This is a genomic window from Gordonia hankookensis, from assembly GCF_014673215.1.
In the GTDB taxonomy this organism is placed as follows: Bacteria; Actinomycetota; Actinomycetes; order Mycobacteriales; family Mycobacteriaceae; genus Gordonia; species Gordonia hankookensis.
The window spans coordinates 1,593,419-1,618,230 of record NZ_JACWMS010000001.1 but is presented as its reverse complement, the minus strand read 5'-3'; the positions used below and the strand labels follow the sequence as shown (position 1 = coordinate 1,618,230).

25 protein-coding genes are annotated in these 24,812 nt (G+C 66.2%); 13 read left to right on the top strand and 12 right to left on the bottom strand.

Annotated elements, in window-relative coordinates; all coding sequences use genetic code 11:
• Positions 1-134, top strand: a 134-nt coding sequence (locus IDF66_RS07280; RefSeq protein WP_190266215.1) for an acyl-CoA dehydrogenase family protein, incomplete at its 5' end; no start/stop codon positions are given.
• A 1-nt stretch (position 135) separates the two neighbouring features.
• On the opposite strand, the gene IDF66_RS07275 is transcribed toward IDF66_RS07280, so the two are convergent.
• The 6 genes from IDF66_RS07275 to IDF66_RS07250 form a co-directional block, all read right to left on the bottom strand.
• Positions 136-585, bottom strand: a complete 450-nt coding sequence (locus IDF66_RS07275) for a PaaI family thioesterase (protein WP_203589432.1) — start codon at positions 583-585, stop codon at positions 136-138.
• On the bottom strand, positions 582-2,210 hold the full coding sequence (locus IDF66_RS07270; RefSeq protein WP_190266214.1) for a class I adenylate-forming enzyme family protein: 1,629 nt from the start codon (positions 2,208-2,210) through the stop codon (positions 582-584). Before IDF66_RS07270 ends, IDF66_RS07275 begins: the two co-directional genes overlap by 4 nt.
• 4 nt (positions 2,211-2,214) lie before the next feature.
• On the bottom strand, positions 2,215-3,750 hold the full coding sequence (locus IDF66_RS07265; RefSeq protein ID WP_190266213.1) for a class I adenylate-forming enzyme family protein: 1,536 nt from the start codon (positions 3,748-3,750) through the stop codon (positions 2,215-2,217).
• A complete protein-coding gene (locus IDF66_RS07260; protein ID WP_190266212.1) occupies positions 3,750-4,583 on the bottom strand; it encodes an enoyl-CoA hydratase/isomerase family protein in 834 nt (277 codons plus the stop codon). Before IDF66_RS07260 ends, IDF66_RS07265 begins: the two co-directional genes overlap by 1 nt.
• Positions 4,568-5,371, bottom strand: coding sequence for an enoyl-CoA hydratase/isomerase family protein (locus IDF66_RS07255; protein ID WP_190266211.1), 804 nt, complete (start codon positions 5,369-5,371; stop codon positions 4,568-4,570). The genes IDF66_RS07260 and IDF66_RS07255 overlap by 16 nt, the downstream gene beginning before the upstream one ends.
• 77 nt (positions 5,372-5,448) lie before the next feature.
• A complete protein-coding gene (locus IDF66_RS07250; protein ID WP_164310634.1) occupies positions 5,449-6,267 on the bottom strand; it encodes an enoyl-CoA hydratase/isomerase family protein in 819 nt (272 codons plus the stop codon).
• A gap of 124 nt (positions 6,268-6,391) precedes the next feature.
• On the opposite strand from IDF66_RS07250, the gene IDF66_RS07245 reads away from it, so the two are divergent.
• From IDF66_RS07245 to IDF66_RS07215, 7 genes are all read left to right on the top strand, one after another.
• Entirely contained in the window at positions 6,392-7,090 is a 699-nt protein-coding gene (locus tag IDF66_RS07245) for a PaaI family thioesterase (RefSeq protein ID WP_190266210.1), read from the top strand.
• Complete coding sequence (locus IDF66_RS07240) at positions 7,087-8,280, top strand: CaiB/BaiF CoA transferase family protein (protein WP_190266209.1); 1,194 nt, start codon at positions 7,087-7,089, stop codon at positions 8,278-8,280. Before IDF66_RS07245 ends, IDF66_RS07240 begins: the two co-directional genes overlap by 4 nt.
• A 16-nt stretch (positions 8,281-8,296) precedes the next feature.
• A complete protein-coding gene (locus IDF66_RS07235; protein ID WP_190266208.1) occupies positions 8,297-9,205 on the top strand; it encodes an enoyl-CoA hydratase/isomerase family protein in 909 nt (302 codons plus the stop codon).
• Positions 9,206-9,346: 141 nt separating this feature from the next.
• Positions 9,347-10,534 (top strand): thiolase family protein, encoded by a 1,188-nt coding sequence (locus tag IDF66_RS07230; RefSeq protein WP_190266207.1) that lies wholly within the window; start codon positions 9,347-9,349, stop codon positions 10,532-10,534.
• A gap of 10 nt (positions 10,535-10,544) precedes the next feature.
• Positions 10,545-11,306 carry a crotonase/enoyl-CoA hydratase family protein gene (locus tag IDF66_RS07225; RefSeq protein ID WP_190266206.1) on the top strand — a complete coding sequence of 254 codons (762 nt, stop codon included), beginning with the start codon at positions 10,545-10,547 and terminating at the stop codon, positions 11,304-11,306.
• Positions 11,307-11,364: 58 nt separating this feature from the next.
• Positions 11,365-12,135: an SDR family NAD(P)-dependent oxidoreductase gene (locus tag IDF66_RS07220; RefSeq protein WP_164310640.1), complete on the top strand. Its 771-nt coding sequence runs from the start codon at positions 11,365-11,367 to the stop codon at positions 12,133-12,135.
• Positions 12,136-12,155: 20 nt separating this feature from the next.
• Complete coding sequence (locus tag IDF66_RS07215; RefSeq protein WP_190266205.1) at positions 12,156-12,950, top strand: SDR family NAD(P)-dependent oxidoreductase; 795 nt, start codon at positions 12,156-12,158, stop codon at positions 12,948-12,950.
• 80 nt (positions 12,951-13,030) lie between these two features.
• On the opposite strand, the gene IDF66_RS07210 is transcribed toward IDF66_RS07215, so the two are convergent.
• Entirely contained in the window at positions 13,031-13,816 is a 786-nt protein-coding gene (locus tag IDF66_RS07210; protein WP_190266204.1) for a coniferyl-alcohol dehydrogenase, read from the bottom strand.
• Positions 13,817-14,118: 302 nt separating this feature from the next.
• Here IDF66_RS07210 and IDF66_RS07205 point away from each other — a divergent pair, with 302 nt between their 5' ends.
• Entirely contained in the window at positions 14,119-15,324 is a 1,206-nt protein-coding gene (locus IDF66_RS07205) for a cytochrome P450 (protein WP_190266203.1), read from the top strand.
• Positions 15,325-15,441: 117 nt separating this feature from the next.
• On the opposite strand, the gene IDF66_RS07200 is transcribed toward IDF66_RS07205, so the two are convergent.
• The 5 genes from IDF66_RS07200 to IDF66_RS07180 all read right to left on the bottom strand — a co-directional run bounded on the left by IDF66_RS07200 (position 15,442) and on the right by IDF66_RS07180 (position 20,424).
• On the bottom strand, positions 15,442-16,587 hold the full coding sequence (locus IDF66_RS07200; protein ID WP_190266202.1) for a thiolase family protein: 1,146 nt from the start codon (positions 16,585-16,587) through the stop codon (positions 15,442-15,444).
• Between the two features lie 17 nt (positions 16,588-16,604).
• Positions 16,605-17,021, bottom strand: a complete 417-nt coding sequence (locus IDF66_RS07195) for a Zn-ribbon domain-containing OB-fold protein (protein ID WP_190266201.1) — start codon at positions 17,019-17,021, stop codon at positions 16,605-16,607.
• 35 nt (positions 17,022-17,056) lie between these two features.
• The gene (locus IDF66_RS07190) at positions 17,057-18,733 is read right to left on the bottom strand and encodes an acyl-CoA synthetase (RefSeq protein WP_190266200.1); all 1,677 of its coding nucleotides are present in this window, start codon (positions 18,731-18,733) and stop codon (positions 17,057-17,059) included.
• A 125-nt stretch (positions 18,734-18,858) separates the two neighbouring features.
• Positions 18,859-19,614, bottom strand: coding sequence for an enoyl-CoA hydratase-related protein (locus IDF66_RS07185; RefSeq protein WP_190266199.1), 756 nt, complete (start codon positions 19,612-19,614; stop codon positions 18,859-18,861).
• 81 nt (positions 19,615-19,695) lie between these two features.
• A complete protein-coding gene (locus IDF66_RS07180; RefSeq protein ID WP_164310648.1) occupies positions 19,696-20,424 on the bottom strand; it encodes a TetR/AcrR family transcriptional regulator in 729 nt (242 codons plus the stop codon).
• Between the two features lie 303 nt (positions 20,425-20,727).
• Between IDF66_RS07180 and IDF66_RS07175 the strand changes: the two genes are divergently transcribed.
• The 4 genes from IDF66_RS07175 (at position 20,728) to IDF66_RS07160 (ending at position 24,806) form a co-directional block, all read left to right on the top strand.
• A complete protein-coding gene (locus IDF66_RS07175) occupies positions 20,728-21,567 on the top strand; it encodes an enoyl-CoA hydratase (protein ID WP_190266198.1) in 840 nt (279 codons plus the stop codon).
• A 73-nt stretch (positions 21,568-21,640) separates the two neighbouring features.
• Positions 21,641-22,846: an amidohydrolase family protein gene (locus IDF66_RS07170; protein ID WP_164310650.1), complete on the top strand. Its 1,206-nt coding sequence runs from the start codon at positions 21,641-21,643 to the stop codon at positions 22,844-22,846.
• 33 nt (positions 22,847-22,879) lie between these two features.
• A complete protein-coding gene (locus IDF66_RS07165) occupies positions 22,880-23,719 on the top strand; it encodes an amidohydrolase family protein (RefSeq protein WP_164310651.1) in 840 nt (279 codons plus the stop codon).
• A gap of 1 nt (position 23,720) precedes the next feature.
• On the top strand, positions 23,721-24,806 hold the full coding sequence (locus tag IDF66_RS07160; protein ID WP_190266197.1) for an acyl-CoA dehydrogenase family protein: 1,086 nt from the start codon (positions 23,721-23,723) through the stop codon (positions 24,804-24,806).
• Positions 24,807-24,812 lie beyond the last annotated feature (6 nt).

The window sequence follows — 24,812 nt, the reverse complement described above, 5'->3', positions numbered from 1 at the left end:
GCTACGGCTACTCGAAAGAATTCGAGATCGAACGACTGATGCGCGAAGCCCCCTTCCTCCTCATCGGCGAAGGCACAAGCGAAATCCAGAAACAAATCATCAGCAAAGGACTACTCCGCGACTACCGGATCTGAGTCAGCGGTCGGTACGCGGCGTCTTGGCGAAATTGGCGGTGGCCATCACCGCCAACTCATCTGACTCCGTGGCGTACACGTCGACCTGCACGATGACCGAACGTCGTCCGGAATGGACGATCCGGGATCGTGCGCTGGCGACGCCCGTCGTGACCGCGCGCAGGTAGCGGATGTTCATGTCCGACGTGACCACACCGATGCCGGGCGGGCAGTCCTCGAGCGCGTGCATGCCCGCCACGACGTCGATGAGGGTTGCGATCAACCCGCCTTGGATGCCGCCGCGTGTGTTCACCACGTGAGGCGCAGCAGGCAGTTCGACCACGAGTTCGTCGCCGTCCCGGATCGGTTCGCCGAATCCGATGTGTGCGAACAGTTCTCGAATCGGTGATGGCTCGGCCGCGTTCGAGGCCCCGGTGTGGTGCGACATGTCTTCCGGTGTTGCGAGGCTCATCGGTCACCGATCCGTGTCGGTGCGCCGGCAGCCGCTGGTTGCCGATCGCCGGTGGCGGTATGGGCGCGAGTGAGCAACTCTCGTAGCCCCCGGGCGTCGACTTTCCCGGTGCCGCCTCGCGGGATCGGGTCGTCGGAGTCGAGCAGAAGCCACACCGACGGTATCTTGAACGAGCTCAGCATGTTCCGGGCCGCCGACCGCAGCTCGTCCTCCGTCATCGAGGATCGGCACACCACCGCTGCTGCGACCCGAGGACCGGCCTCGCCGTCGACGTGGGTCACGAAGGCGTTGTCGACGCCGTCGACGGCTTTCAGTGCGGACTGCACCTCGCTCGGGTAGACGGTGGCCCCGCTGACCTTGATCATGTCGTCGGATCTGCCGTGATAGAAGAGGAACCCGCCGTCGTCGAGGTGGCCGAGATCTCCGGTCGCGTAGAAACCGTCGGCGGTGAAGACGTCCTCACGCGTGCGGCGGCAGATACCGAGCAGGATGTGTGGCCCACGCAGCTGGATCTCCCCGGTGGCGCCGGTGGGCAGCGGAGCGCCGGTCTCCGGGTCGGCGATCCGAACGTCCATGCCGTCGAAGGGCTTTCCGCAGCTTCCCCACGCCGCGCGAGGCATGTCCCGGTCGGCGGGGTACCCGCAGTACGGGCCGAACGACTCGGTCATGCCGAACAGATTGGCGCGTGCGCCGCGCTCGGCGCGGAGTTCGGGCGCCAGGAGGGCGTCGAGACTACCCACCTGCAACGACGAGAGGTCGGCGCCGACCGTCCCGGAGTGCCGGGCCAGTGCCGCCGCCTGGTCGGGCCAGCCGCGGAAGAGGGTGACGCGTTCACGTTCGAGGAGTCTCAGCGTCGTCTCGGGGCGAGGGATCTCCTCGGTGACCAGTGTTGCACCGGCCAGCAGGGCGGAGAGAATCCCGGCGCCGAACCCGCCGACCCAGAAGAACGGCATCGGGAGGTAGAGCCGGGTGTCCGAGTTGATGCACCGGGCGGCCAGCCCGGCGGCGACTGCGCCGAGCGCGCCACCGTGGGAATGGATGACCCCCTTGGGTATTCCACTGCTGCCGGAAGTGAAGATGATGATCATCGGGTCGCCCGGGGTGACCGAATCGGACAGTGCATCGACCACCTTCTCGGTGTCGGGTGAACGGCCCGCTGCGAGAACGTCGTCGACGGTCCAGATGTGGCGCAGGGCGGGCAGGCCCGGATCGATGAGCTCGCCCGAGGTGATCGCGTCACGTCCGAGGGTGCCGGCGAGGTCGTCGAGGTAGCGGTGTCCCCGGAACTCCTCGGTCGTGATCAGGTGGGAGACGGCGGAGACCTCGAGCTGAGCGCGGAGTTCGCGGGCCGCCAGCAGAGTGCTGAAAGGCACCAGCACGGCACCGATCCGGGTCAGTGCCAGGGCAATCTGGACCCATCGCGCACTGTTGGGCATGATCAGACCCACACGCACGCCGGGACCGATCCCGGCTTCGGCGAATCCGGCGGCGAGAGCCCGGGTGGTGCGATCGAGTTCACCGTAACTCACCCGGTTGACCGGGTCGATGACCATGGGCTGGTCGGGGCGTCGGAACGCATGTTCGCGGATCAAAGTCGCGATGGTTCGCCCGGTTTCGTCGATCATGGCGTCACTCACCACTTTCCAGTCGGCTCCGGACGGCGGTGAGATCCGCCTTGCCGGAGGGCGTGCGCGGGATGGCGTCGACGATGACGATCGCGGTGGGGATCTCGTAGCGCGCCAGGCGATCGGACAGATACTCTGCCAGTTCGCCATCCGTGACGGCCTCGCCGCTGCGGAGTTCGACCATCGCGACAGGCGTCGCGCCGAGCCGGTCGTCGGGGCGGCCGACAACCGACGCGCCCTCCACCGACGGGTGGCTCTCCAGTGCGGTGCGAACGTCTTCGGGGATCACCTTGAAACCACCGCGGATGATGGCCTGATCCGCCCGGCCCACGATCCACAGGAAGCCGTCGCTGTCGATGCGGGCGAGGTCGGTGGTACGAATCCAGTCCGACGACGGCCCGAGTTGGCCTGGCACCACCTCGAGCAATCCGGTTTCGCCCGGGCCGAGCACGGTGCCGTCGTCGGCGACGACGCGCAGCCGGGAGCCGGGATTGGCTCGGCCGACACTGCCGCGCTTGGCCTCCCAGAACTCGCGATGGTCCGCGAGTGTCCAACCGGCAACCCCACCACCGAATTCGGTGGCTGCGTAGGAGGTGAGCACAGGTATGCCGAACTTGTCGGTGAATGCATCGGCGTCCTCGGCGGACAGCGGCGCGGTGCCGGAGGTGACCACTCGGATGCTCGCGAGATCGGCTCGGGTGAGGTCCGAGTGCAGCACCATCCGGACCGCTGTGGGAACGAGGGACACCGCACGTGGCCGATACCGGCGCACGGCGTCGGCCCAGGAGCCGATCTCGAACCTCGGGAGCAGTACATAGGGCCGCGCCGCGACGATGCACTGCAGCGTCCGGAAGACGCCACCGATGTGGACGAGGGGAGCGTTGACGATCGCAACTCCGGAACTCAGCCGGGCAGGAGCGCTGCTGTCGGTGTCGGGACTGCGGTTGTCGTCACTGCGGTGGTCGGCTCCCAGCACACTGCGGGCCAGCATGTCGTAGGTGAGGGCGACTCGCTTGGGCGGTCCGGTGGTGCCGCTGGTCAGCATGAGGACCGCGGTGCCCGAGCCGTCGTGGGCGGGACCGCGCGAGTTGGCGGTGGCCGACGCGACCTCTGGTTCGATGGTCATGTCGGTGATCGTGACCACCGTGGTCGTCGATTGCGGATCGACGAGGTTCCTCAGGTCGTCGGCTTCGCCGATCACGACGGGAAGCTCCAGATCGGCGATGTCGGAACGGGTTCGCGCATCTCCGCGGGACGGGTTGATCACCACGACACAGCCGCCGGCGAGGAGAACGCCGAGGAATGCGGCAACGTGGGCCGGCCGGTTGCGGAGCAGGATCCCCACACGGGGCACGTCACCGGTCGAGGTCTCGAGACAGATGTCCTTGATGCGTTCGGCCAGCCCGGCGAGCTGACCCCACGTGGTCCATCGGCCGTCGTACTCGATGGCTCCCGCATCGGGCTCCAGGGTCAGCACCGACGCGATTCGTCGGGTGAGGCGGTGCGCGGTGCCGGTGTCGGTCAGTCCGGGCTCGGTCATCAGCGGATCCTCGGAGTGGCCGACGGGCGGGACGCACCGGTGCCGGGCGCCGGCGTGGTCAATTCTGCCTTGGCGATCGGGTTGCCGAGCCGCGTGTAGATGAGTCCCTGGTCCATCGCGGCCCGGTACGGCTTGTCCAGCGACTCCCAGATGGCCTTCACCGTCCCCTGGGTTGCGGTCGGGGGTTTGTCGGCGATGGACGCCGCGATCTCGTGCGCCCGGTCCCAGAGTTCGTCCGGGCCGGTGATCTCGGAGACCAGGCCGATGCGCAGCGCGGTGTCGGGGCCGACGCGTTCGTCGTTGCCCATCAAGGCCATTCGCAGCGTCTCGCCGAGTCCGATCCGTCGCATCAGTCCAACGGGCTCGAGGGCCGACACCAACCCCGCGGTCACGTGTGAGTCGAAGAACGTCGCCGCCGTGGAGCAGATGACCACATCCGACTCGTTGACGAAGTACAGCGCACCGGCCGTGCAGAGACCCTGGACCGCGCAGACGACCGGCTTCCACATCTTCTGCCACTTCGGGCTGAGCAGTTCGCCCGGATCCTCGTGGTTCCAGATGTTGTCCGGCTGGCCGTAGGACGACTTGACGTCGAGGCCGGCGCTGAAGGCCCGATCCCCGGCGGCGCGGAGGACCACGGCGTGCACCCGATCATCGAATTTGATCGTGTGCCAGGCACGTTGCAGTTCCTGGCACATCGTCCGATTGAACGTGTTCAGCTGATCGGGACGATTCAACGTGATCGTGGCGACATGGTCGTCCGCGTCGACCTCGACCAGGATGGTCTCGAACCCGCCTCCGTTCGTCGATCCCACGTTCATCGGCACTGCCATTCCGGTGCACGCTTCTCCACAAACGCACGGGGGCCTTCGAGGGCATCCTCGGTGCGCGTGACCCGTTCGCGGAAGGACTCTGCCAGCATCTCCGCCTCGTGGAGCGGGAGGTCGAGGCCCTTGAGGATGGCCATGCGGGTTCCGCGAACGGCCAGCGGTGCATTGGAATTGACGATGTCGGCGATCGCCCGGGCGCGCTCGACGAGTTGCTCGTGCTCGACGACCTCGCTGATCATCCCCAGGTCGAGCGCGCGCTCGGCACCCATCCGCTCGTGCTTGCCCATCAGGGCCATCCGTAGCGCCACCGAGCGGGGCAGCACCCTCGCGAGACGCACCACCTCGCGGCCCGCCACGAGCCCGATGCTGACGTGGGGATCGAAGAAGGTCGCCTTGTCGGACGCGATGACGATGTCGCCGGTGGTGACCCAGTCCAGCCCCGCGCCGCAGCAGATCCCGTTGATCGCCACGATGATCGGCTTGGCCATCGTGCGGAAGGGCGGAGTGCCCTCCTGTGGTGCCTCCCACTGCTCATACGTCGACAGATACGGACGTTCGTTGATGACCTTGCCGTCGCCGGGGATCTCCTTGACGTCGGCGCCGGTGCAGAACGCGCGACCGCTGCCGGTCACGATGAGCGTCCAGACCTGATCGTCGTTCTCGGCCTCGGCGTAGGCCGACCGCAGTTCGGAGATCATGTGCGGACTCAGTGCGTTGAGTGCGTCGGGTCGATTGAGGGTGACTATCGCGGTGTGGGCGTCGACCTCGTATTTGATGGTGTCGAACGACATTCGTGCTTCCCTTCGTCCATGGGGCCGGCGCTCGACGTCGCGACGGCGATGGGCTGATGAGTGGCGGATCACCGAGCTCAGCGGCCTCGGAAACCGGGTGGTCTCCGTTCGCGAAAGGCTGCCAGACCTTCTTTGAAATCACCTGTACGGCAGGCGAGTTCGAGATGGTTCAGCTCGGAGTTCATGGCCTCGCCGATTGTGCCGCGCTGGTGGTTGATGCCCTGTTTGGCGAGACCGAGTGCGACCGTCGGACCGTCGGCGAGCCGCCGGACCAGTGTGTCGGCCGCCCCGTCGAGCTCGTCCGGTGCGACGGCGCTGTGGATGAGCCCCCAGTTCTCTGCGTCGGTACCACTGACCTTGTCGCCGAGTAGGAGCATCTTGCGGGCTCGTGCTAGTCCGACCAGTCGGGGAAGAAGCCACGTGGAGCCCGAGTCCGGACTGAAGCCGCGCGCGATGAACGGCTCCCAGAACACCGCGTCGTCGGCGGCCACGGTGAAGTCCGCAGCGAGGGCCAGGTTGCACCCGAGTCCGACGGCCCAGCCGCGGACCGAGCACACGACAGGCAGTTGGATGTCGTGGACCAGTTCGATGACGCGATGCGCGGTGTGCGGGATGCGGCGGGTGAGATCACCGGTGCGCGGACGCTGACGATCGCCGGAGTTGGTGGCGACCCAATCCGCGCCGCCGCAGAAGTCCGAGCCGCTCCCGCTGATGTGCACGGCGCGCAACGAGTCGTCGCTCGCGGCTGCGGTCAGCTCACGGACCATCGTCTCGACCATCGTCGGCGTCATCGCGTTGCGTGCGGCCGGGCGGTCCAGGCACAGGCGCAGGATCTCCCCGTCCCTGGTGACGCCGACGTCGCCTGTTTGACCTGTTGAACCGCCGTTTCCGGTCACCGTTGAAACCACACCTTCCGCGGAGATACTGTTACCTATACGGTAGGCAATACCGTTAATGTTTCACCCAAGTTAGCAAGGAATGGCGACCGGCGGAACCGGTACCGCCGGAGAAAGAGGGCACATGGCGCAGGACGAGCACTCGCCGACAGCGGGGATCATCGACGACCGTCCCACGGCGCTCCGTTTCGGTGAGGAGCCGCTCGCGCAGACCCGCGAGGCATCGGCGGCGTTGCGGCGCCTGACGGGCCTGCTCGTGTCGTTGGAGCACGAGCATCCGACGGTCGACGCGATGATCGGGCAGCTCGCATCGTGGGAGGACGAACTGACCCTGGCCGCGCCCCGGGATCCCCGGCCGCGGTTCGGGCCCGAGCAGACTGCCCAGCAGCGCGTCTACCTCGACCATGCGTTTGATCCCGGCTCGTTCAACCCGAACTTCCCCGAGTACCGGTTCGACCGGATCGAGACCGAATCCGCTCGCGGCACCGTGACCTTTCCGGTCGTCTACGAGGGACCGCCGGGCCTCGTGCACGGGGGCGTCATCGCCTCGTTCTTCGACTGCGTCATCCAGCACCACAACTGTGCGTTGGGACGTGCCGGCAAGACCCGCTCGCTCACCGTCACCTATCGCCGACCGACACCCCTGCTCACCGATCTGGATTTCGACATCACCCGCGAGGTCACCGAGCGCGGACTGCGATCGACGGGCAGGCTCGTCCGCGACGGCCAGGTTCTCTGTACCGGCGAACTCGACTCGGTGGCCATGTCGACCGAGCAGCTCGCCGCCCGCGATTTCGGCAGGCGGCGAGGGGAGGATCGATGACGGTCGAGGCGGGCTCCGACGCCACGGCGCGGCGCAGGCCCCTCGAGGGCGTACTCGTGGTCGCGATGGAACAGGCCGTCGCCGGACCGTTCGCCACTCGCCATCTGGCCGATCAGGGTGCTCGCGTGATCAAGATCGAGCGCGTGGACGGCGGTGACTTCGCCCGCGGCTTCGACACGCTGGCCAGTGGTCTCGGCGCCCATTTCACCTGGCTCAATCGCACCAAGGAGTCGCTTGCACTGGATGTGAAGTCGACGGTTGGCAAGCGGGTTCTCGACGCTCTGCTGGCCCGCGCCGATTTGTTCCTGCACAACCTTGCGCCCGGCGCGGCAGGCGATCTCGGCCTCGGCGCCACCGAACTCGCCGAGCTGCACCAGAGACTGATCGTGTGTGAGATCTCTGGGTACGGGACGGGGGGCCCGTATGACTCCCGTCGCGCCTACGACCTGCTGATCCAGAGTGAAGCGGCGGTCGTGTCGGTGACCGGGACGGTCGATGAGCCGATCAAGCCGGGGATCGCGATCGCCGACATCGCGGCCGGCTGCTATGCCTACTCATCCGTTCTGACCGCATTGCTGGCAAGGGAGCGAACCGGCCGCGGATGCGTCCTCGATGTCAGCATGCTCGATGCGGTGGCGGAGTGGATGGGCTATCCGGTGACGGTCTCCAGGCATGGCTCGGTGCCCCGCATGGTGACCGGGATGAGTCACCCCGCGATCGCGCCGTATGACGCCTATCCGGTCGGGGACGGCAGCCGGATCGCGCTGAGTGTGCAGAACGACCGTGAGTGGGTGCGTCTCGCGCGCCGGGTGCTCGGTCGCGACGATCTCGCCGACGACCCTCGCTTCGCCACCAACGGTGCGCGCGTCGAGAACCGGGACGAAGTGGACAGGCTTGTGGTGGAGCGTCTTTCGGAACTCGACTTCGCCGCGGCCGAGAAGCTCATCCTCGGTGCCGGGCTCGCCTGCGCGAGGATCAACTCGGTGGCCGAACTCGTCGACCATCCGCAGCTGAGCGCGCGCGGCCGATGGGTCGAGGTCGAATCGCCCGTCGGTGTGCTGCCCACCATGCTGCCGCCCGCGCCGAGTTCGGCATGGGATGTGGCGTTGGGGCCGATCCCCGACCTCGGCGCCGACAACGACCGCATCCTGGCCGAACTGGGCCTTGCCGACATCTTCCAGACAGCCTGACCAGAAAGGAATCACCATGGCCGACGCCAAGGGCGCCGACGACCGGGTGTTGTTCGATCTCGACAAGGACAGCCGGATCGCGACGATCACCTTCAACAATCCAGGGCAGCGCAATTCCTACGACAAGGCGATGCGCGACGAGGTCGCCCGGTGCCTCGATGTGGTCGTCGACGATGACGACATCACCGTCGTCCTGTTGCGCGGTGCCGACGGTGTGTTCAGCACCGGGGCCAACATGAACAACGCCTACGGGTGGTACGGCAGCGACGGCAACGGGTCGGCCGAGGGGGCGAGTCGCCCGGCGAAGAACAGGCCGAGTCAGCGGCGACGATTGATCGTGGACCGCAAGACATTCGACTTCTATCACGAATTCCTGGGGTTCCCGAAGGTCACCGTCGGCGAGATCAGTGGGTTTGCGCTCGGTGGCGGATTCGAGATGGCATTGATGACCGACATCTCGGTGATCGCCCGCGACACCCGGATCGGCATGCCCGCCACCCGGTTCCTCGGGCCGGCGCTCGGCAGCCTGCACATGTTCTTCCACCGGCTGGGGCCGGTCCTGGCACGCCGCCTGCTGCTGACCGGCGACATCATCGACGCCGCTGCCGTCGACCATCTCGGTGTGTTCACCGAGACCTGCGATCGGGCCGACGTGACCGCCCGCGCGCGGTACTGGGCCGAGAAGGCGGCCAGGATGCCTGCCGACGGCGTCGTGATCGCCAAGGAGGCATTTCGACTCGTCGAGCAGAGTCAGGCGTATCAGGGCGAGGAGGTGGCCAGCTATCTGTTCCACGCCTTCGGGACCAACCTGCAGTTCTCGCCCGGTGAGTTCAATTTCGTCAAGACCCGTGCCGAGCACGGCACCAAGGAGGCCTTCCGGCTCCGCGACGAGCATTTCCATGTGCCTGAGCCCGACCTGTCCTGACGGATGGGGCCGCCGAGGCTTCGGCGGGGTCGCGAAGACCTATACTGTTGCCCATACGGTAGATGATATTGTCTGCCGTGAACTGATACCCGATGTCCATCACGCTGTGAACACAGCCCGTCCACCCGAGGTCGAGATCTGATGTCAAAACCCGTCATCGTCGGCGCCGCACGTACGGCGATCGGGCGTTCCTTCAAGGGGACGCTCGTGAACACCCCGACCGAACAACTCGCCACGACGATCCTGCCGGAGGTCATCCGTCGCTCCGGCATCGAGCCCGCCGAGGTCGACGACATCATCTTCGCCGAGACCAACTACGGCGGAGGTGACATGGCGCGCTACGCCGCCGCGGCGAACGGCATGGACGACGTGCCGGGCCAGGCGGTGAGTCGCCACTGCGCGGGCAGCCTGACCGCCATCGGGAACGCGGCCGCACAGGTCGGCTCCGGAATGGAGAAAGTGGTGGTCGCCGGCGGCGTGCAGTCGCTCTCGACCGGTCCGCTGATGAAATGGCGCGTACCGGCGCCCGGCGAGGAGATGACTTTCACCGAGCCCTGGATTCCGCCGAGCCACCCCGAGACGCCGGATGCGCCAACGTTGGACATGGCCATCACCGTCGGGTGGAACACGGCGAAGAAGGTCGGCATCACACGCGAGGAGATGGATGCGTGGGCGGTCCGTTCCCATGAGCGTGCCATCGCAGCGATCGACGAGGGGAGGTTCGTCGACGAGATCCTGCCGCTGAAGGTGCAACTGCCGGACGGCTCGATGGTCGACTTCGCCGTCGACGAGTTCCCGCGCCGGGGCACGTCGATGGAGAAGCTCGCGGCACTTCCGGTGCTGCATCCCGAGATCGAGGGATTCTCGATCACGGCCGGGAACAGCAGTGGCATGAACGACGCGGCCGCAGCGGTCACCGTCGTCGATGACGAGTACGCGTCGGCACACGGCCTCGACGTGATGGCGTCGGTTCGTGCGTGGGCATCGGTTGGCGTGCCACCCCGCGATTGCGGACTCGGAGCCGTGAAGGTGATCGGACCGGCGCTCGAGCGTGCCGGACTGAAGGTCTCCGACGTCGCGTTGTGGGAGATCAACGAGGCGTTCGCGTCGGTGCCCATCGCGGCATGCCGCGAGCACGGGATCGACGAGGAGTTGGTCAACTTCTCCGGAAGCGGTTGCAGCCTGGGACATCCGATCGCCGCATCCGGCGCGCGGATGGTGACCACGTTGCTCTACGAGCTCAAGCGCCGTGGTGGCGGTATCGGCGTCGCGGCCATGTGTGCCGGTGGCGGTCAGGGCGGCGCGGTCGTCGTCGAGGTCGAGGGCTGAGGGGGAGACGATGTCCGACGAGGTATTGCTGGAACGTCGCGGTCGCATCCTGATCATCACGATCAATCGACCGGAGGCACGCAACGCCGTCAACCGTGCCACCAGTCAGGCCATCGCCGATGCTGTCGACGAGTTGGACGAGGACCCGAGCCTGTCGGTGGCCATCATCACCGGCGCGGGCGGGAACTTCAGCGCCGGAATGGATCTGAAGGCCTTTGCGGCCGGCGAGATCGTCGCCATCGAGGGCCGGGGCATGGGTTTCACCGAACGGCCGCCCGCCAAGCCGATCATCGCCGCGGTCGAAGGTTACGCCCTGGCCGGCGGAACCGAGATCGTGCTCGCGACCGACCTCATCGTCGCGGCGCGATCGGCCAAGTTCGGGATCCCGGAGGTCAAGCGTGGTCTGGTCGCCGGCGCAGGCGGTCTGTTCCGTCTGCCCGAACGGATTCCGTATCAGAAGGCCCTCGAGTTGGCGCTGACCGGCGACAGTTTCACCGCTGAACAGGGGGAGCGGTACGGCCTGATCAACGTTCTCGCCGAGGACGGCAGCGCTCTCGACGAGGCGATCGCCCTCGCCGAGCGCATCACCGAGAACGGTCCGCTGGCGATCGCCGCGACGAAAGAGGTCATCGCGAAGTCGCGAAGCTGGAGCGAAGACGAGAAGTGGCAGAAGCTCATCGAGACCATCGTGCCGGTCTTCGCCAGCAAAGATGCCCAGGAGGGCTCGATCGCCTTCGCGGAGAAGCGCAAGCCGAACTGGACCGGGGCCTGATACCGAAGTCGTGGTCGCGTAAGTACTTTCATCACAACAGATGCTGAGGAGAAAATGCATGTCATTCGAAGGTGAGGTGGTCCTGGTCACCGGTGGCGCCGGAGGCCTGGGAGCCGCAACCGTCCGGAAACTGCACGCCGAAGGCGCGGCGGTCGTCATCGCCGACGTCAACGACGAACCGGCGCAGAAGCTGGCGGACGAACTGGGCAACAAGGCTCTCTATGTCCACACCGACGTACTCGACGACGACTCGGTCAACGCCGCCCTTGCCAAGGCCGACGAACTCGGGACCCTGCGGTACGCCGTCATCGCCCACGGTGGAATCGGTGTGCTGGAGAAGATCGTCAATCGTGACGGGAGTCCGCACAGCAGCAAGGGATTCACCGACACCATCTCGCTGTACCTGACGGGCACCTACAACGTCCTCCGCCTCACCGCCGCCAAACTGGCGACACAGGAGAAGAAGGCCAACGGCGAGCGCGGCGCGATCGTGATGACGAGCTCGATCGCCGGCTTCGAGGGCCAGATGGGACAGTCGGCATATTCCGCGGCCAAGGGAGGCGTCATATCGCTGACCCTCACCGGGGCAAGGGATCTCAGTTCGGTCGCCATCCGTCTCAACAGCATCGCTCCCGGCACCATGCGGACTCCGCTGCTGGAGCTGCTCGGCGACGAGGCGTTGGACAAGTTCGCCGGCAGCATCCCGTTCCCCAAGCGTCTCGGTACGCCGGAGGAGTACGCCGGTCTCGCGCAGTATCTCCTGGAGAACACCTACATCAACGGTGAGGTGGTCCGGATCGACGGCGCACAGCGTTTCCAGATGCGTTAGGCACCCCGGCCGGAGAACACATGGATCTGGGATTGGACGGCGCCACGGTGGTGGTGGCAGGCGGCGGTCGCGGCATGGGCCGGGCCGCCGCCCGGTGCTTCGCCGACGAGGGTGCCCGGGTGGCGATACTCGCACGCACACAACAGGATCTGGACGAGACCGTCGTCGAGCTGAGACAGCGGGGAAGTCCCGACGCCGTCGGACTGGTGGTCGACATACGCGACGATGCCGCGGTGACACAGGTGTTCGCGGATCTCGATGCCCGCTGGGGTGGGCTCAATGTGTTGGTGAATGCCGTCGGCCCCAACGTCCGGGGGACCGTCGAGGATCTCTCTGACGACCAATGGCGGGTGGCATTCGACGACGGAGTGCTCGGCCTCGTCCACTGCGTGCGTACTGCGCTACCGTTGCTGCGGAAGGCGGGGTGGGCCAGGATCGTCAACTTCGCCGCCAGCTCCACCCAGCGACAGACGGTGTCGTTGGCCGCGTACACCGCGGCGAAGTCGATGGTGACGAGCATCTCGAAGAATCTGTCGCTGCAACTCGCGCCGGACGAGATCCTGGTGAACGTCGTCTCGCCCGGCAGCGTCGCATCCGACTCGCTGATCGCCTGGGCGCGGTCGGTGGGCGTCGAGACGACGGACCCTTATGCCCTGATGTCGGCCATCACCGAGCATTTCGGCCATCCGGCGCATCTGCCTCGTGTCGGCCTGCCCGAGGAGATCGGGCCGGTGGTGGCGTTCCTGGCCTCTCGCCGCAATTCGTACATGACCGGCGCGAACATCAACGTCGACGGTGGCACCGACTTCACCTGACCCGACGGCAACCGAATACCCGCCGATCGTCACCACTGTCACGATCGGCGGGCCGAACTGTGTCCCAGCGCCGGGTCGACTCAGAGCTGGATCGGGGCCCCGGCGATCATCGACGCGATGAAGCCGCCGTCCACCTCGAGATTCTGTCCGTTCACCCAGCGCGCGTCAGGGGAGCCGAGAAAGTCGATCGCCGGAACGATGTCGTCGACGTTGCCGTGGCGTCCGACGGTCGCGCGGACCATCTCGAGCGTGTCCTTGCCCATCGATTCCTCGAAGTCGGTGAGGATCGGGGTCTCGACCGGGCCGGGGCTCACCGTGTTCACGCGCACTCCGTATTTGGCCAACGCCGGCCCGGACACGCGCTTGGCGTAGATCAGCAACGCTTCTTTCGACGTGTTGTACGCCGGGTAACCGGGCTCCTGCGCGGCGAGCCACCTGTCGACCCCGTCCGCGTCATCGGCCTCGAGCAGGCCTTCCAGAAGCTCCGTGCGTTGCGTCCATCCCATGCCGGCGGTGGACGCGACCGCGACGATGGCGCCTCCGGGGTTCAGCAGCGGGAGCATGCCCTCGATCATGTGACGGGCACCGAGGTAGTTGATGCGCAGCACATCGGTGTCCGGAGCGGTCCCGGGGACACCTGCCACGTGAGCCAACAGGTCCCAGCCCGATCCCATCGATTCCAGGAGAGCGGTGACTGCGGCGAGGTCGCGCAGATCCACTTCGCGGTGTTCGGCCGCAGGTGTGTCGTTGGGCTTGATGTCCACCGCCAGTACATGATCGCCACGACTGTGGAAATGAGCAGCGGTGGCGGCTCCGATGCCGGACCCGGCACCGACGACGACGACCTTGCGTTGTTCGTATCCCATGATTCTCCGTTTGCTCGCGGACCGGCCCGCCCACGGCGGGATGCGTTTACTGTAAATGCGACTGTATGAGGATCGGCAACATGCGACGCACGGGCGGGTGCTGTTGTGGGACGCGGGTCGTCCAGCCTCACGCGAGTGGTCGACCACCCGCGCGAGCCGAACCGACCCGCGCGAGGGGAAGGCGACCCGCGTGTCACTGTATGAGGTTGGGGACTTCCCGACAAGTACTTTGAATGCACTATAGTATGGCTTACAGTATCTCGGGTGGACATCGCGAGGACCATGCCGTACAGGAGGATGCAGTGACCGACACGAAGCTTGTCTTCGACCCCTTCTCGCGGGAGTTCTTCGACGGCCCTTACGACATCTATCGCCGGATGCGTGAAGAGGCGCCCGTCTATCACAGCGAGGAGTACGACTTCTACGCGCTGAGCAGGCATGCGGACGTGGCTCCCGCTTATCGGGACTTCGAGACGTACTCGTCTGCGCGCGGCATCGACCTCGCCACGGTCCGGGAGGGGAAGATCCCGCCGCACAAGTCGATCATCGTGCTCGATCCACCGGAACACCGTCACATGCGGCGACTGGTCAGCAAGGTGTTCACACCGCGGGCGATCGCGGAGCTGAAGGACATGGCTGCCGAACAGATCGATCGCTTTCTCGCCGCGGTCGATCCGGACGGCTTCGACATGGTGCACGACTTCTCGGCGTTGTTCCCGATCGAGATCATCTCTCGGATGCTCGGCGTGCCGGAGGACTCGCGGACACAGGTGCGTCTGTGGACCGACGACCTCCTTCAGCGCGAGGTCGGGCAGATGGAGATGTCCGAGGTCGGGTTCAACGCCGTCGTCGAACTGGCGAGGTTCTATTACGGTCTCGCCGCCGATCGCCGCAAGAATCCTCGCGACGACATGATCACCAAGCTGACCCGGGCCCAGATCGAACGCGACGACGACGAACCGCCGACATTGAGCAACATGGAGATCGCCATGTTCGCGTCGCTGCTCGGCGGCGCAGGCGCCGAGACCGTGGCCAAGCTGATCGGTGGTGCACCGGTGACGTTCTCACGGTTCCCCGACCAGTGGAAGAAGCTGCAGGAGGACCGCACCAAGATCCCCGACGCCGTCGAGGAGTTGCTTCGTTTCGAGTCGCCGAACCAGTACAACGTGCGGTACTCCATGAAGGAGGTCACCCTGCACGGGGTGACGATACCGGCTGGGAAACCGGTGTTCCTGATGCTCGGTTCGGCCAACCGGGATCCGGATGCGTTCACCGACGCCGACACGTTCGACATCGATCGTGACCGGTCCGAAGCGCAGAACCTCGCGTTCGGTCTCGGCATCCACAGCTGTCTCGGTGCGGCCCTGGCGCGTATGGAGAGCGCCATCGCCCTCGAGCGGATACTCGATTTCATGCCGGAGTTCGAGGTCGATATCGACAACTGCACGCGGGTGAGCATGCAGAATGTCGCCGGCTACGACCATGTCCCGGTCAAGCTCGTGCGCTAGACAGATGGAGGTGTACCGACGGCAGAGGGGTCCCGTCGGTACGGTTGCGCCCAGATGACAGTGGGGCAGCCGGTGGATCACCGGCTGCCCCACTGTCGTGTCCGGGCGAGAGGGCGTTCAGGTGGTGACCACGGTTGCCCCGGCGGTGCCCGGCGCGCCGTACAGCAGGGCGAAGCCGGCCTTCGGTGTTCCGGCCACCTGGCGATCACCCGCGGTACCGCGGAGCTGGAGGACGAGTTCGTGCAGCTGTCGCAGACCAGATGCGCCGATGGGCTCGCCGTTCGCGATCAGCCCGCCGTCGGTGTTGACCGGCATGGTTCCGCCGATCTCGGTGGCACCGTCGGCGATCAGCTTCTCCTGGTCACCATCGGCGCAGAAGCCTGCCTCGGCCATGTGGATGACCTCGGCGCCTGCGTCGGTGTCCTGAAGCTGGATCACGTCGACCTCACCCGGTGAGATGCCTGCCGACTCGAATGCGGCTCGCGATGCGAACACGGACGGGGACGCCACCTCCTCCACGGGCGCGAAGGTGGTGTTGACCTCGTACGCGCCGTACGTCCGTGTGCGCACCTCCACGGCGCGCACATAGACGGGTTTCGGGGTGAACCGATGGGCGATGTCGGCGCGGCACATGATCACCGCGGCCGCACCCTCGTCCGGGGCGCAGAACATGTAGTGGGTCAGCGGATAGTTGAGCATCGGTGCGTTGAGGATGTCCTCCTCCGGAATGGGCTTGCGGCGGAACGCATTGGGGTTCAGTGCACCGTTGCGATAGTTCTTGGCCGCCACCTTGGCCAGGGTCTCCGGTGAGATGTCATGATCGTGCAGATAGCGATTCGCCTTCATGCCGAAGAACTGGGTCGTCAGGTACTGGCCGTTCTCGCCATACCATTTGGGCATGCCGACCAGGGTCGGGTCGACGGTGAAGGCGCCACGGGGATGCTTGTCGAGCCCGATCGCGATGCCGATGTCGTGTTTGCCCAATCGGATCGCGTCGGCGCAGGCCTCGGTCGCGCTGGCGCCGGTCGCGCAGGCATTGAACACGTTGGTGAAGGGTATGCCGGTCAATCCCATCAGGCTGACGATCGCGTCCGGATTGGCGACCTCCCAGCTGCCGCCGACCGCGAATTCGATGTCCTTCCATTCGATCCCGGCGTCGGCGAGAGCCGCGCGGATGGCATCGGTGCCCATCTGCATCGCGGTCTTGCCCTCGAACCGGCCGAAGGGATGGATGCCCACGCCGATGATGGCTACATCATTCATGAGAGAACTCCTGTCGATCAGACGGGCTGGAAGGCGAAGGTGAGGACCTCGGTGCCCTCGGCGTCGGTGCCGAGCGGCACCATCGTGAGCTCGACATCCATACCGAATTCGAGGTTGGTTGGGTCATTTTCGGTGAGTCTGCCCTCGACCCGGATCACGTCCCCCAACTGGACGAGACCGACTCCGAAGGGCTCGAAGGTCTTCGGCGTCTCATCGCCGAGGTAGGGCGCGCCGGGCAGGAATCCCTGGGTGGTCCAGGCGATCAGGGTTCCTCGCCGGGGCAGCTCGGTCTCGGTCATGGACGGGCCGCTGCACCGCGGGCAGAGCTCTTGCACCGGGAAAACGGTTGCGCCGCAGTCATCGCAGACGCTACCGAGCAGATGGGGATCCGCCTCGGGCCATGTCGAGATCTCTGGTGCGATCATTCGTTGCATCTGTCGTTCCTCACATCGGGTGATTGATCGGCCACTCAGTCCGTGCCGACGCCTGCTGCCTGCTCGCGTGCCCAGCGGTAGTCGGCCTTGCCGACCGGACTCCGCTGGATGGCCGTCCGGAACAGGATGGTCTTCGGGAGTTTGTACCGCGCGATCGACTGTGCGGCATGCTCGATGAGCTCGTCGGCTGATGCGTCGGCGCCGTCCGCGAGTTCCACGATCGCGACCACGGCCTCCCCCCACTTGTCGCTGGGCCGACCGGCGACGAGCACATCGCCGACGGCGGGATGTGTGGCGATGGCCATCTCCACCTCCTCGACGAAGATCTTCTCGCCACCCGAGTTGATCGTCACGGAGTCCCGGCCGAGCAGATGGATCGTGCCGTCGTCGAGAAGCTGTGCGCGGTCCCCTGGCAGCGAGAATCGCTCACCGTTCACGACGGGGAACGTCTTTGCCGTCTTGGCCGCATCGCCCTTGTAGCCGAGCGGGACGAAACCACGCTGCGCCAGCCATCCGAGATCGTCGTGGCCTGGCTGCGCGATCGCACCGATGTCATCGGTCAGGACGCATGTGTTGGAGCCGGGATTGAAGATGCCGGTCGACACGGCGCCGGTGCTGGAGACGTGTGTCATCTGTGTTCCCGTCTCGGACGATCCGACGCCGTCGAGGATGATGGCGTGGGGCAGTACTGCCAACAGACGCTCTTTGACCGTCGGCGAGAGGACGGCGCCGCCGTTGGCGAGCACGGCGATCGAGGAGATGTCCCATTCACCGCGCTCGAAGGCCGTGACCAAAGGACGGGCGATCGCATCGCCGACCATCATCAGGACCATCGGCTTCTCGGCCTCGATGGTCTGCGCCACGGCCTCGGCATCGAGGCGTTCGACGACCGGGGACAGCAGGACCGTCTGCCCCGAGGTCAGTGCGGTCATGATGGCCCACTGTGCGGCGCCGTGGATGAGTGGCGGCAGGACGAAGACCTTCAATCCCTCTCCCGCGGTGACCCGTTCGGTCACCTGGTCGAGAGACGTGGTGAGTTCGCCGCTGTAGACGTCACGTCCGCCGCCACCCGCCATGTAGATGTCGTGCTGACGCCACAGCACGCCCTTCGGCATGCCTGTGGTACCGCCCGTGTAGAGCACGTACAGGTCGTCGGGGGAGGGCGTGACGGGGATGGGAGCTGCCGAGTGGGTCGCGATGATCTCTTCGTAATCGACTGCACCCTCGAGAAGCTCGTTGCCGGAGTCGTCCGCGATCTGGATCAGCACCCGCAGGTTCGGCAACTCGGGGAGTACCTCCGCGAGCTGAGGAGCGAATGCCGCGTTGTAGACCAGGGCGGTCGCGCCCGAGTCCGTCAGCAGGTAGTGCAGTTCGTTCTTCACGTAGCGGTAGTTCACGTTGAACGGCGCGACGCGCGCGCGGAATGCTCCGAGCATCGTCTCGACGTACTCGTTGCCGTTGTAGGCGTAGATGCCCAGTAGATCCTGTCCCACCTCGTGACCGGCCAGTTCCGACCTCTCGGTGTGCGCGCCGAGGCCCTGGGAGTGCAGGTACGACGCAAGGCGCTTGGACCGATCCGCGATCTGGCTCGTGGTGAGGCGACGCGAACGGAATGCGATGAGCTCACGGTCTGGGATCGCCGCGGCGACCGCGTCGGCTACCTCGGGGACGGTGAACTCGCGGGTGGTCGTGGTGGTCGCGGACTCGGGCACGTTCTGCTCCTGGGGTTGTCGGGGGCTGCACGCAGGCGGTGATCATAGTAACTGTAAGCAATACGGAAAGGCTTGCGATAGACCCTCTGGCCAATTGTCGAGCCCCGGCGGTGCGGCTCGCCGACTCATCGACCGGTCCACGAGGGTGGACGGCGCTCGGCGAAGGCCCTCGCGCCTTCGCGTGCGTCGTCGCTCGCGAGGATCTCGGGGAGGCCCTCGCGCATCCGGTTCCGGTGATCGGCATCGTGGTCGGCGGCGGCGTACATGTGTCGTTTGGTGAACTGCACCGCCAGTGGGGCGTTCGCCGCGATCGTCTCGGCGAGTCGGTGGGCGGCGTCGAAGGTGTCGTGCCCCGGTGCCACGCGGTTGACGAGGCCGAGGCCATACGCCCGGGCGGCATCGATCGGTGCGCCGGTCAGCCCGAGTTCGAGGGCGATGGCGAGAGGGATGCGGCGCGGGAGTTCGGAGATCCCCGCTCCCGCGGCGACGAGTCCCCGGGTGACCTCCGGGAGGGCGAAGGTCGCATGGTCGGCGGCCACTGCCAGGTCGCAGGCGAGGACGAGCTCGAATCCGACCCCGAGCGCGCGGCCGTTGACCGCTGCGACGATCGGCTTGGGGTAGGTGCGGGTCAGCAGGACGTCGAGTCCGGGACCGTCGGCGGCGAGGCCCCGCGTCGCGAACGACATGAGATCGAGCCCGGCACAGAACGACCGTTCCCCGGCGCCGGTCAGGACGACGGCGGCCACGCAGGCGTCCGCCTCGGCGTCGGCGAACGCCTGCCCGAGTTCGGCCATCGTCTCGGCATCGAGGGCATTGTGCTGTTCGGGGCGGTTCACCGTGACCGTGCGGACGGCGCCCTGCTGATGGACCAGAACGGACAAGATGGCTCCAGGGGTTCGCTACGACGGATATGTGCTCAGACGCTCGGACCCGCCCGACCTGTCAGCTGCGGGGCGCGATGATCACGCGGCACCGCGTGGCGTCGCCTCGGCGTTGCGTGACTCGATCAGCCTCTCGGCGTGGTCGAGGATGCAGCGAAGTCCGAACTCGAAGTTCCGATCGTCCGGGGCGCCGCCGGTGTGCCCGTGAGCAGCGGCCTGGGCCAGGATCGGCGTCGACTCCGGCGAGATGGCGAGATCTTCGTAGTAGGTGCGGGCATCGGGGTCGCTCGCCTTGCTCTTCTCGTGCAGGCGGGTCAGCACGATCGAGCCGTGCAGGTGCAACTGCAGGGCGGAGAAGGTGTCGAAGCCGTCGTCGAACGTGAGTCCGGCGTCGACCAGGCGGGCGACCAGGCCCTCGATGTGTTTGGCCCCGAGTTCGGAATACCGCGGACCCAGGGTGGCCCGGATCAGGATGAGGTCCACGAGAATCGGGTTGCTGAGGAAGGCTTTCCGCATCGTGTGCGCGTACTGGGTGAGAGACTCACGCCAGTCCTCGGACTTCGGCAGGGGAACCGCGAGCAGGTACTCGCGCAGTGCCCGGTCGGTCATCGCGTTGAGGAGGTCGTCCTTCTTGCGGAAGTACCAGTAGATGCTGGTGACACCGACACCGAGATGTTTGCCGAGCATCGGCATGCTCAGATTGTCGATCGATACCTCGTCGGCGAGTTCGAAGGCACCCGCGACGATGTCGTCGGGGTCGATGGAACCGCGTTCGCGTCGCCGCCGCTTGGGCGCCGTCTGCCTCGCCATGCCGCCACCTTCCGTGATCTGCCGCATCGTCGCGGCGTCAGCTGCGAATCCAACCGGGCCCGAGCTCGATGCGAGTCGCCGGTGTACCGGCAACGGCGTGCCCGGCCGAACCTCGGTTGAGGTTACGGTAAACGGTACAGTAAATCCGGCGAATCGACGTGCTCCGTCATGTCGGGGCGGAGGCGCGGGGCGTCTTGCGGAACGCTCTACCGATAGGTATACAGTAGGCATGTTCAAGAACAGTGTCGGTGCAGGAGGAGACACCCGAATGGACTCGATCGAGCCGTCCGGACGGACGGTCCGGTGAGTGTCGCCGAGGACCGCGACCGACAGGCCGGCACGGTCGGCGAACCCGCCGTTCTCGCCGAGCTGACCGACGGCGGTGTGGCCGTCCTGACGCTCAATCGGCCGGACCGCCTCAATGCGTGGGCGGCAGACATCGCGCAGGAGTTGTACGCGCACATCGACAATGCGGAAGCCGATCCCGCCGTACGGGTCATCGTGATAACCGGGAGGGGCCGGGCGTTCTGTGCAGGCGCTCATATGGGAACGGTCGAGCAGGTTGGTTCACTGGCCGACGCCGAGTCCGTGGATGTCGGTGCCACCGTGGGGGAACGGCCCGCGCAGTTCCTGATGGCTCTGCGCAAGCCGGTGATCGCGGCGATCAACGGGGCATGCGTCGGTATCGGCCTCACCCACGCGCTCATGTGTGACGTCCGGTTCGCGGCGTCCGGTGCGAAGTTCGCCGCTCCCTTTGCGCGCCGTGGTCTCATCGCCGAGCACGGGATCTCCTGGATTCTGCCGCGGGTGGCCGGCCCGGCGGTGGCACGAGAGTTGCTGCTCAGTGGCCGGACCTTCCTCGCCGACGAGGCCCGCGATCTGGGCCTGGTGACCGCGGTGCTGCCGGCCGACGATCTGCGCACGCATGCGGTGGCGTATGCGGAGGAGATGGCGACGCAGTGCTCGCCGGTCTCACTCGACCAGATCAAGCGACAGCTTTTCGCCGATGCAGAGGGCGATGTCGACGAGGCCATGACGCGCGCCGAGGCCGCGATGGCGCAGTCGTTGACGCGGCCCGACGTGATCGAGGGGATCACCGCGTTCCTCGAGAAGCGAACCCCACATTTTCCCCCGCTGCCGTGACACATGCGCGGCAGCGGGGTCGAACACACACAACAGATCGCCCGCGAACGATTCGCAAACCGGAGGACACACCATGAATGAACTCGGATACCTGTCGATCGACGTCGACAACCACTACTACGAGCCACTCGATGCGTTCACGCGGCATCTGCCGAAGGAGTTCCGGCGGCGCGGTGTGCGGATGTTGCAGGACGGCAAACACACCGTCGCGGTCATGGGGGAGAAGGTCAACCGATTCATCCCCAATCCGACCTTCGATCCCATCATCGAGCCGGGCTGCCTCGATCTGATGTTCCGCGGGCAGATCCCGGAGGGGGTGGATCCCGCGTCGCTGATGAAGGTCGAAGAGCTTGGACTGCGCCCGGAGTATCAGAACCGGGATGCGCGCATCAGGGTGCTCGAGAACCAGGAACTGGAATCCATCTTCATGTTCCCGACGTTCGGCTGCGGTGTCGAAGAAGCGCTCAAGAAGGACATCCCCGCGACCATGGCATCTCTGCATGCCTTCAACCTCTGGCTCGACGAGGACTGGGGTTTCGACCGCCCGGATCACAAGATCTACACGGCTCCGATGATCTCGCTCGCGGATCCGGAGGCAGCGCTCGCCGAGGTCGAGTTCGTGATCGAACGGGGGGCCAAGCTGGTCCACATGCGTCCGGCACCGGTGCCCGGCAGCCCCAAGCCGCGGTCGCTCGGTCATCCCAGCCACGATCCGGTGTGGGCGCGACTCGCCGAGGCGAACGTACCCGTCGCGTTCCATCTCGGTGACAGTGGATATCTGGGGATCGCGGCGATGTGGGGTGGCAAGGAGAACTTCGAGGGCTTCGGCACCACCGATCCGTTCGACAAGGTCGTCGTCGACGACCGCGCGATTCATGACACGATCGCCTCCCTGATCGTGCACGGGGTGTTCGTACGGCATCCGAAGCTGCGTGTGGCGAGCATCGAGAACGGCTCCGAATGGGTGCATCGCCTGATCAAGCGACTGCACAAGCTCGCCAACCAGTACCCGAAGTCGTTCGCCGACAACCCGGTCGACGAACTCAAAGAGCACGTGTGGATCGCGCCGTACTACGAGGAGGATGTCAAGCACCTCGCGAACACGATCGGGACCGATCGCATCCTGTTCGGGTCGGACTGGCCCCACGGCGAAGGGCTCGAGGACCCGACTTCCTATGTCCAAGACCTCGCCGGACTCAGCAGTGATGACGAGATCCGAAAGGTCATGCGCGGAAACGCTCTCGACCTGCTGGGAGTGTCGGTTCCCTCCATCCCCTGAGATGCCGGCCGGATTGCGAAGAATCGGAGTGCCATGCCACGCAATGTGATCGACTGTCTCGTCAACGTCCATTTCGGTGAGACCGAACAGCAGCCAGGGTGGATGCTGGCGGTGCGGGACAACTACTTCAAGGGCGGCGCGTCGATGTTCGATGCCGTCGACATGTCCGAACTCCTCGACGAGATGGACGAACAGGGGGTTCGCAAGGCGATCCTGATGGACAACCTGACCAAGCCGTCGGTCACCGCGCGGAAGTTCGTCGAGGCCCGCCCGGACCGGTTCTCCCTCGCGATGGGCGGCGCGAACCTGCTGCGCCCGGTCGCGTCGTTGCGGGATCTCAGTGCGGTGGTCCGCGACCTCCCGGTGTCCTATGCCGCTGTGGGGCCGAGCTTCTGGGGCGACGGACAGTACCCGCCGAGTGACGCGGTCTACTATCCGCTCTACGCCAAGTGCGCGGAACTGGGTCTCCCCTTGTGTGTCAACACGGGTATCCCGGGGCCACCCATTCCCGGTGAGGTGCAGAATCCCATCCACCTCGATCGGGTCTGTGTGAGGTTTCCGGAACTGCGTCTCTGCATGATCCACGGTGCCGATCCGTGGTGGGACATCGCAATTCGCTTGCTGATCAAATACCCGAACCTACGATTGATGACCTCGGCGTGGTCGCCGAAGCGGCTGCCGGAGAGCCTGCTCCACTACATGCGTACTCGCGGGACCGGCAAGGTCATCTTCGGCTCGGACTGGCCCGTCTTGGCGCAGCGCCGTGTCGTCCCCGAGGCCGAGGCGCTCGACCTGCCGCCCGAGGTCCTCGACAAGTACCTCCACGACAACGCCCAGGAATTCTTCTTCGGCCCACATGAACAGGAGCAGTGAGATGGACCGTTACGAATTGCGCAGGGAGGACTACAGCCTCTCGGACGACCAGGCGGATCTGCAGACCGCATACGCGAAGTTCTTCCAGACCTACTCGACCATCGACGTCGTCCGGTCTGCCGAGCCCGAGGGCATCGACCGCGCGCTGTGGGAACGTCTGTGCGGCACCGGTGCGACCACGATGGCACTACCGGAGACGGTCGGCGGAGACGGCGCGACGCTGGTCGACCTCACCCTCGTCGCCGAAGAGATCGGTCGGTGGCTGGCTCCGGTGCCGTGGATCGATCATGCCAGTGCCGCACGGCTTCTGGCCAGGCTCGGTGCACTCGGTGCCGACAACCCGACCTCCGAGAAGATCGTCTCCGGTGCCCAGATCATCGGGCTCGATGCACAACTCGACGAGACACGAGGGGCGCGCCTGATCCCGACCGGTTCCGTCGCGGACCAGATCGTCGTCAGGGAGGGCGACGACATCGTCCTGCTGACGAATGACGTCAAGCCCCCGAAGGTCGACAACCTCGGTCGCCTGCCCATGGCATGGGTCGACCCGGCGGCGGTCTCGGCCCGCGTCACGCTTGCGAGCGGCCCGGCGGCGGTCGCGGAGTATCAGCGGGCACTGGATGAGTGGCGCCTGCTCACCGCGTCGGCGTTGGTCGGGTTGGTCGAGCAGACGATGCGGATCGCCGCGGAGTTCGCGACGAACCGCTACACCTACGGCGTCCCGATCTCGTCGCTGCAGGGTATCTCGCATCCGCTCGCCAACATGGCGATCACCGTCGAGGGCGGCCGCGCCCTGGCGCGCAAGGCGGCCTGGTACCTCGACGTCGAGCCGGACGTCCGACCAGAGCTGCCGGGTGCCGCGTTCGTCTTCATGTCCGAAGAGGCGTCGAAGGCGGCGCCCATGGCTGTACATGTGCAAGGTGGTCTGGGCGTTTCCACGGAAGCGGCAGCGACGGCATATCTCGTCCGAGCACGGGGATGGCCGCTCGCCGGCGGCGATCCGGGCGCGACGGCCAAGCACGTCGCCGAAACCGTCGCTCGCCGAAGCGATGTCGCTGCCCCGGCAGCCGAGCCGGCCGCGGTCTGAGGGGGA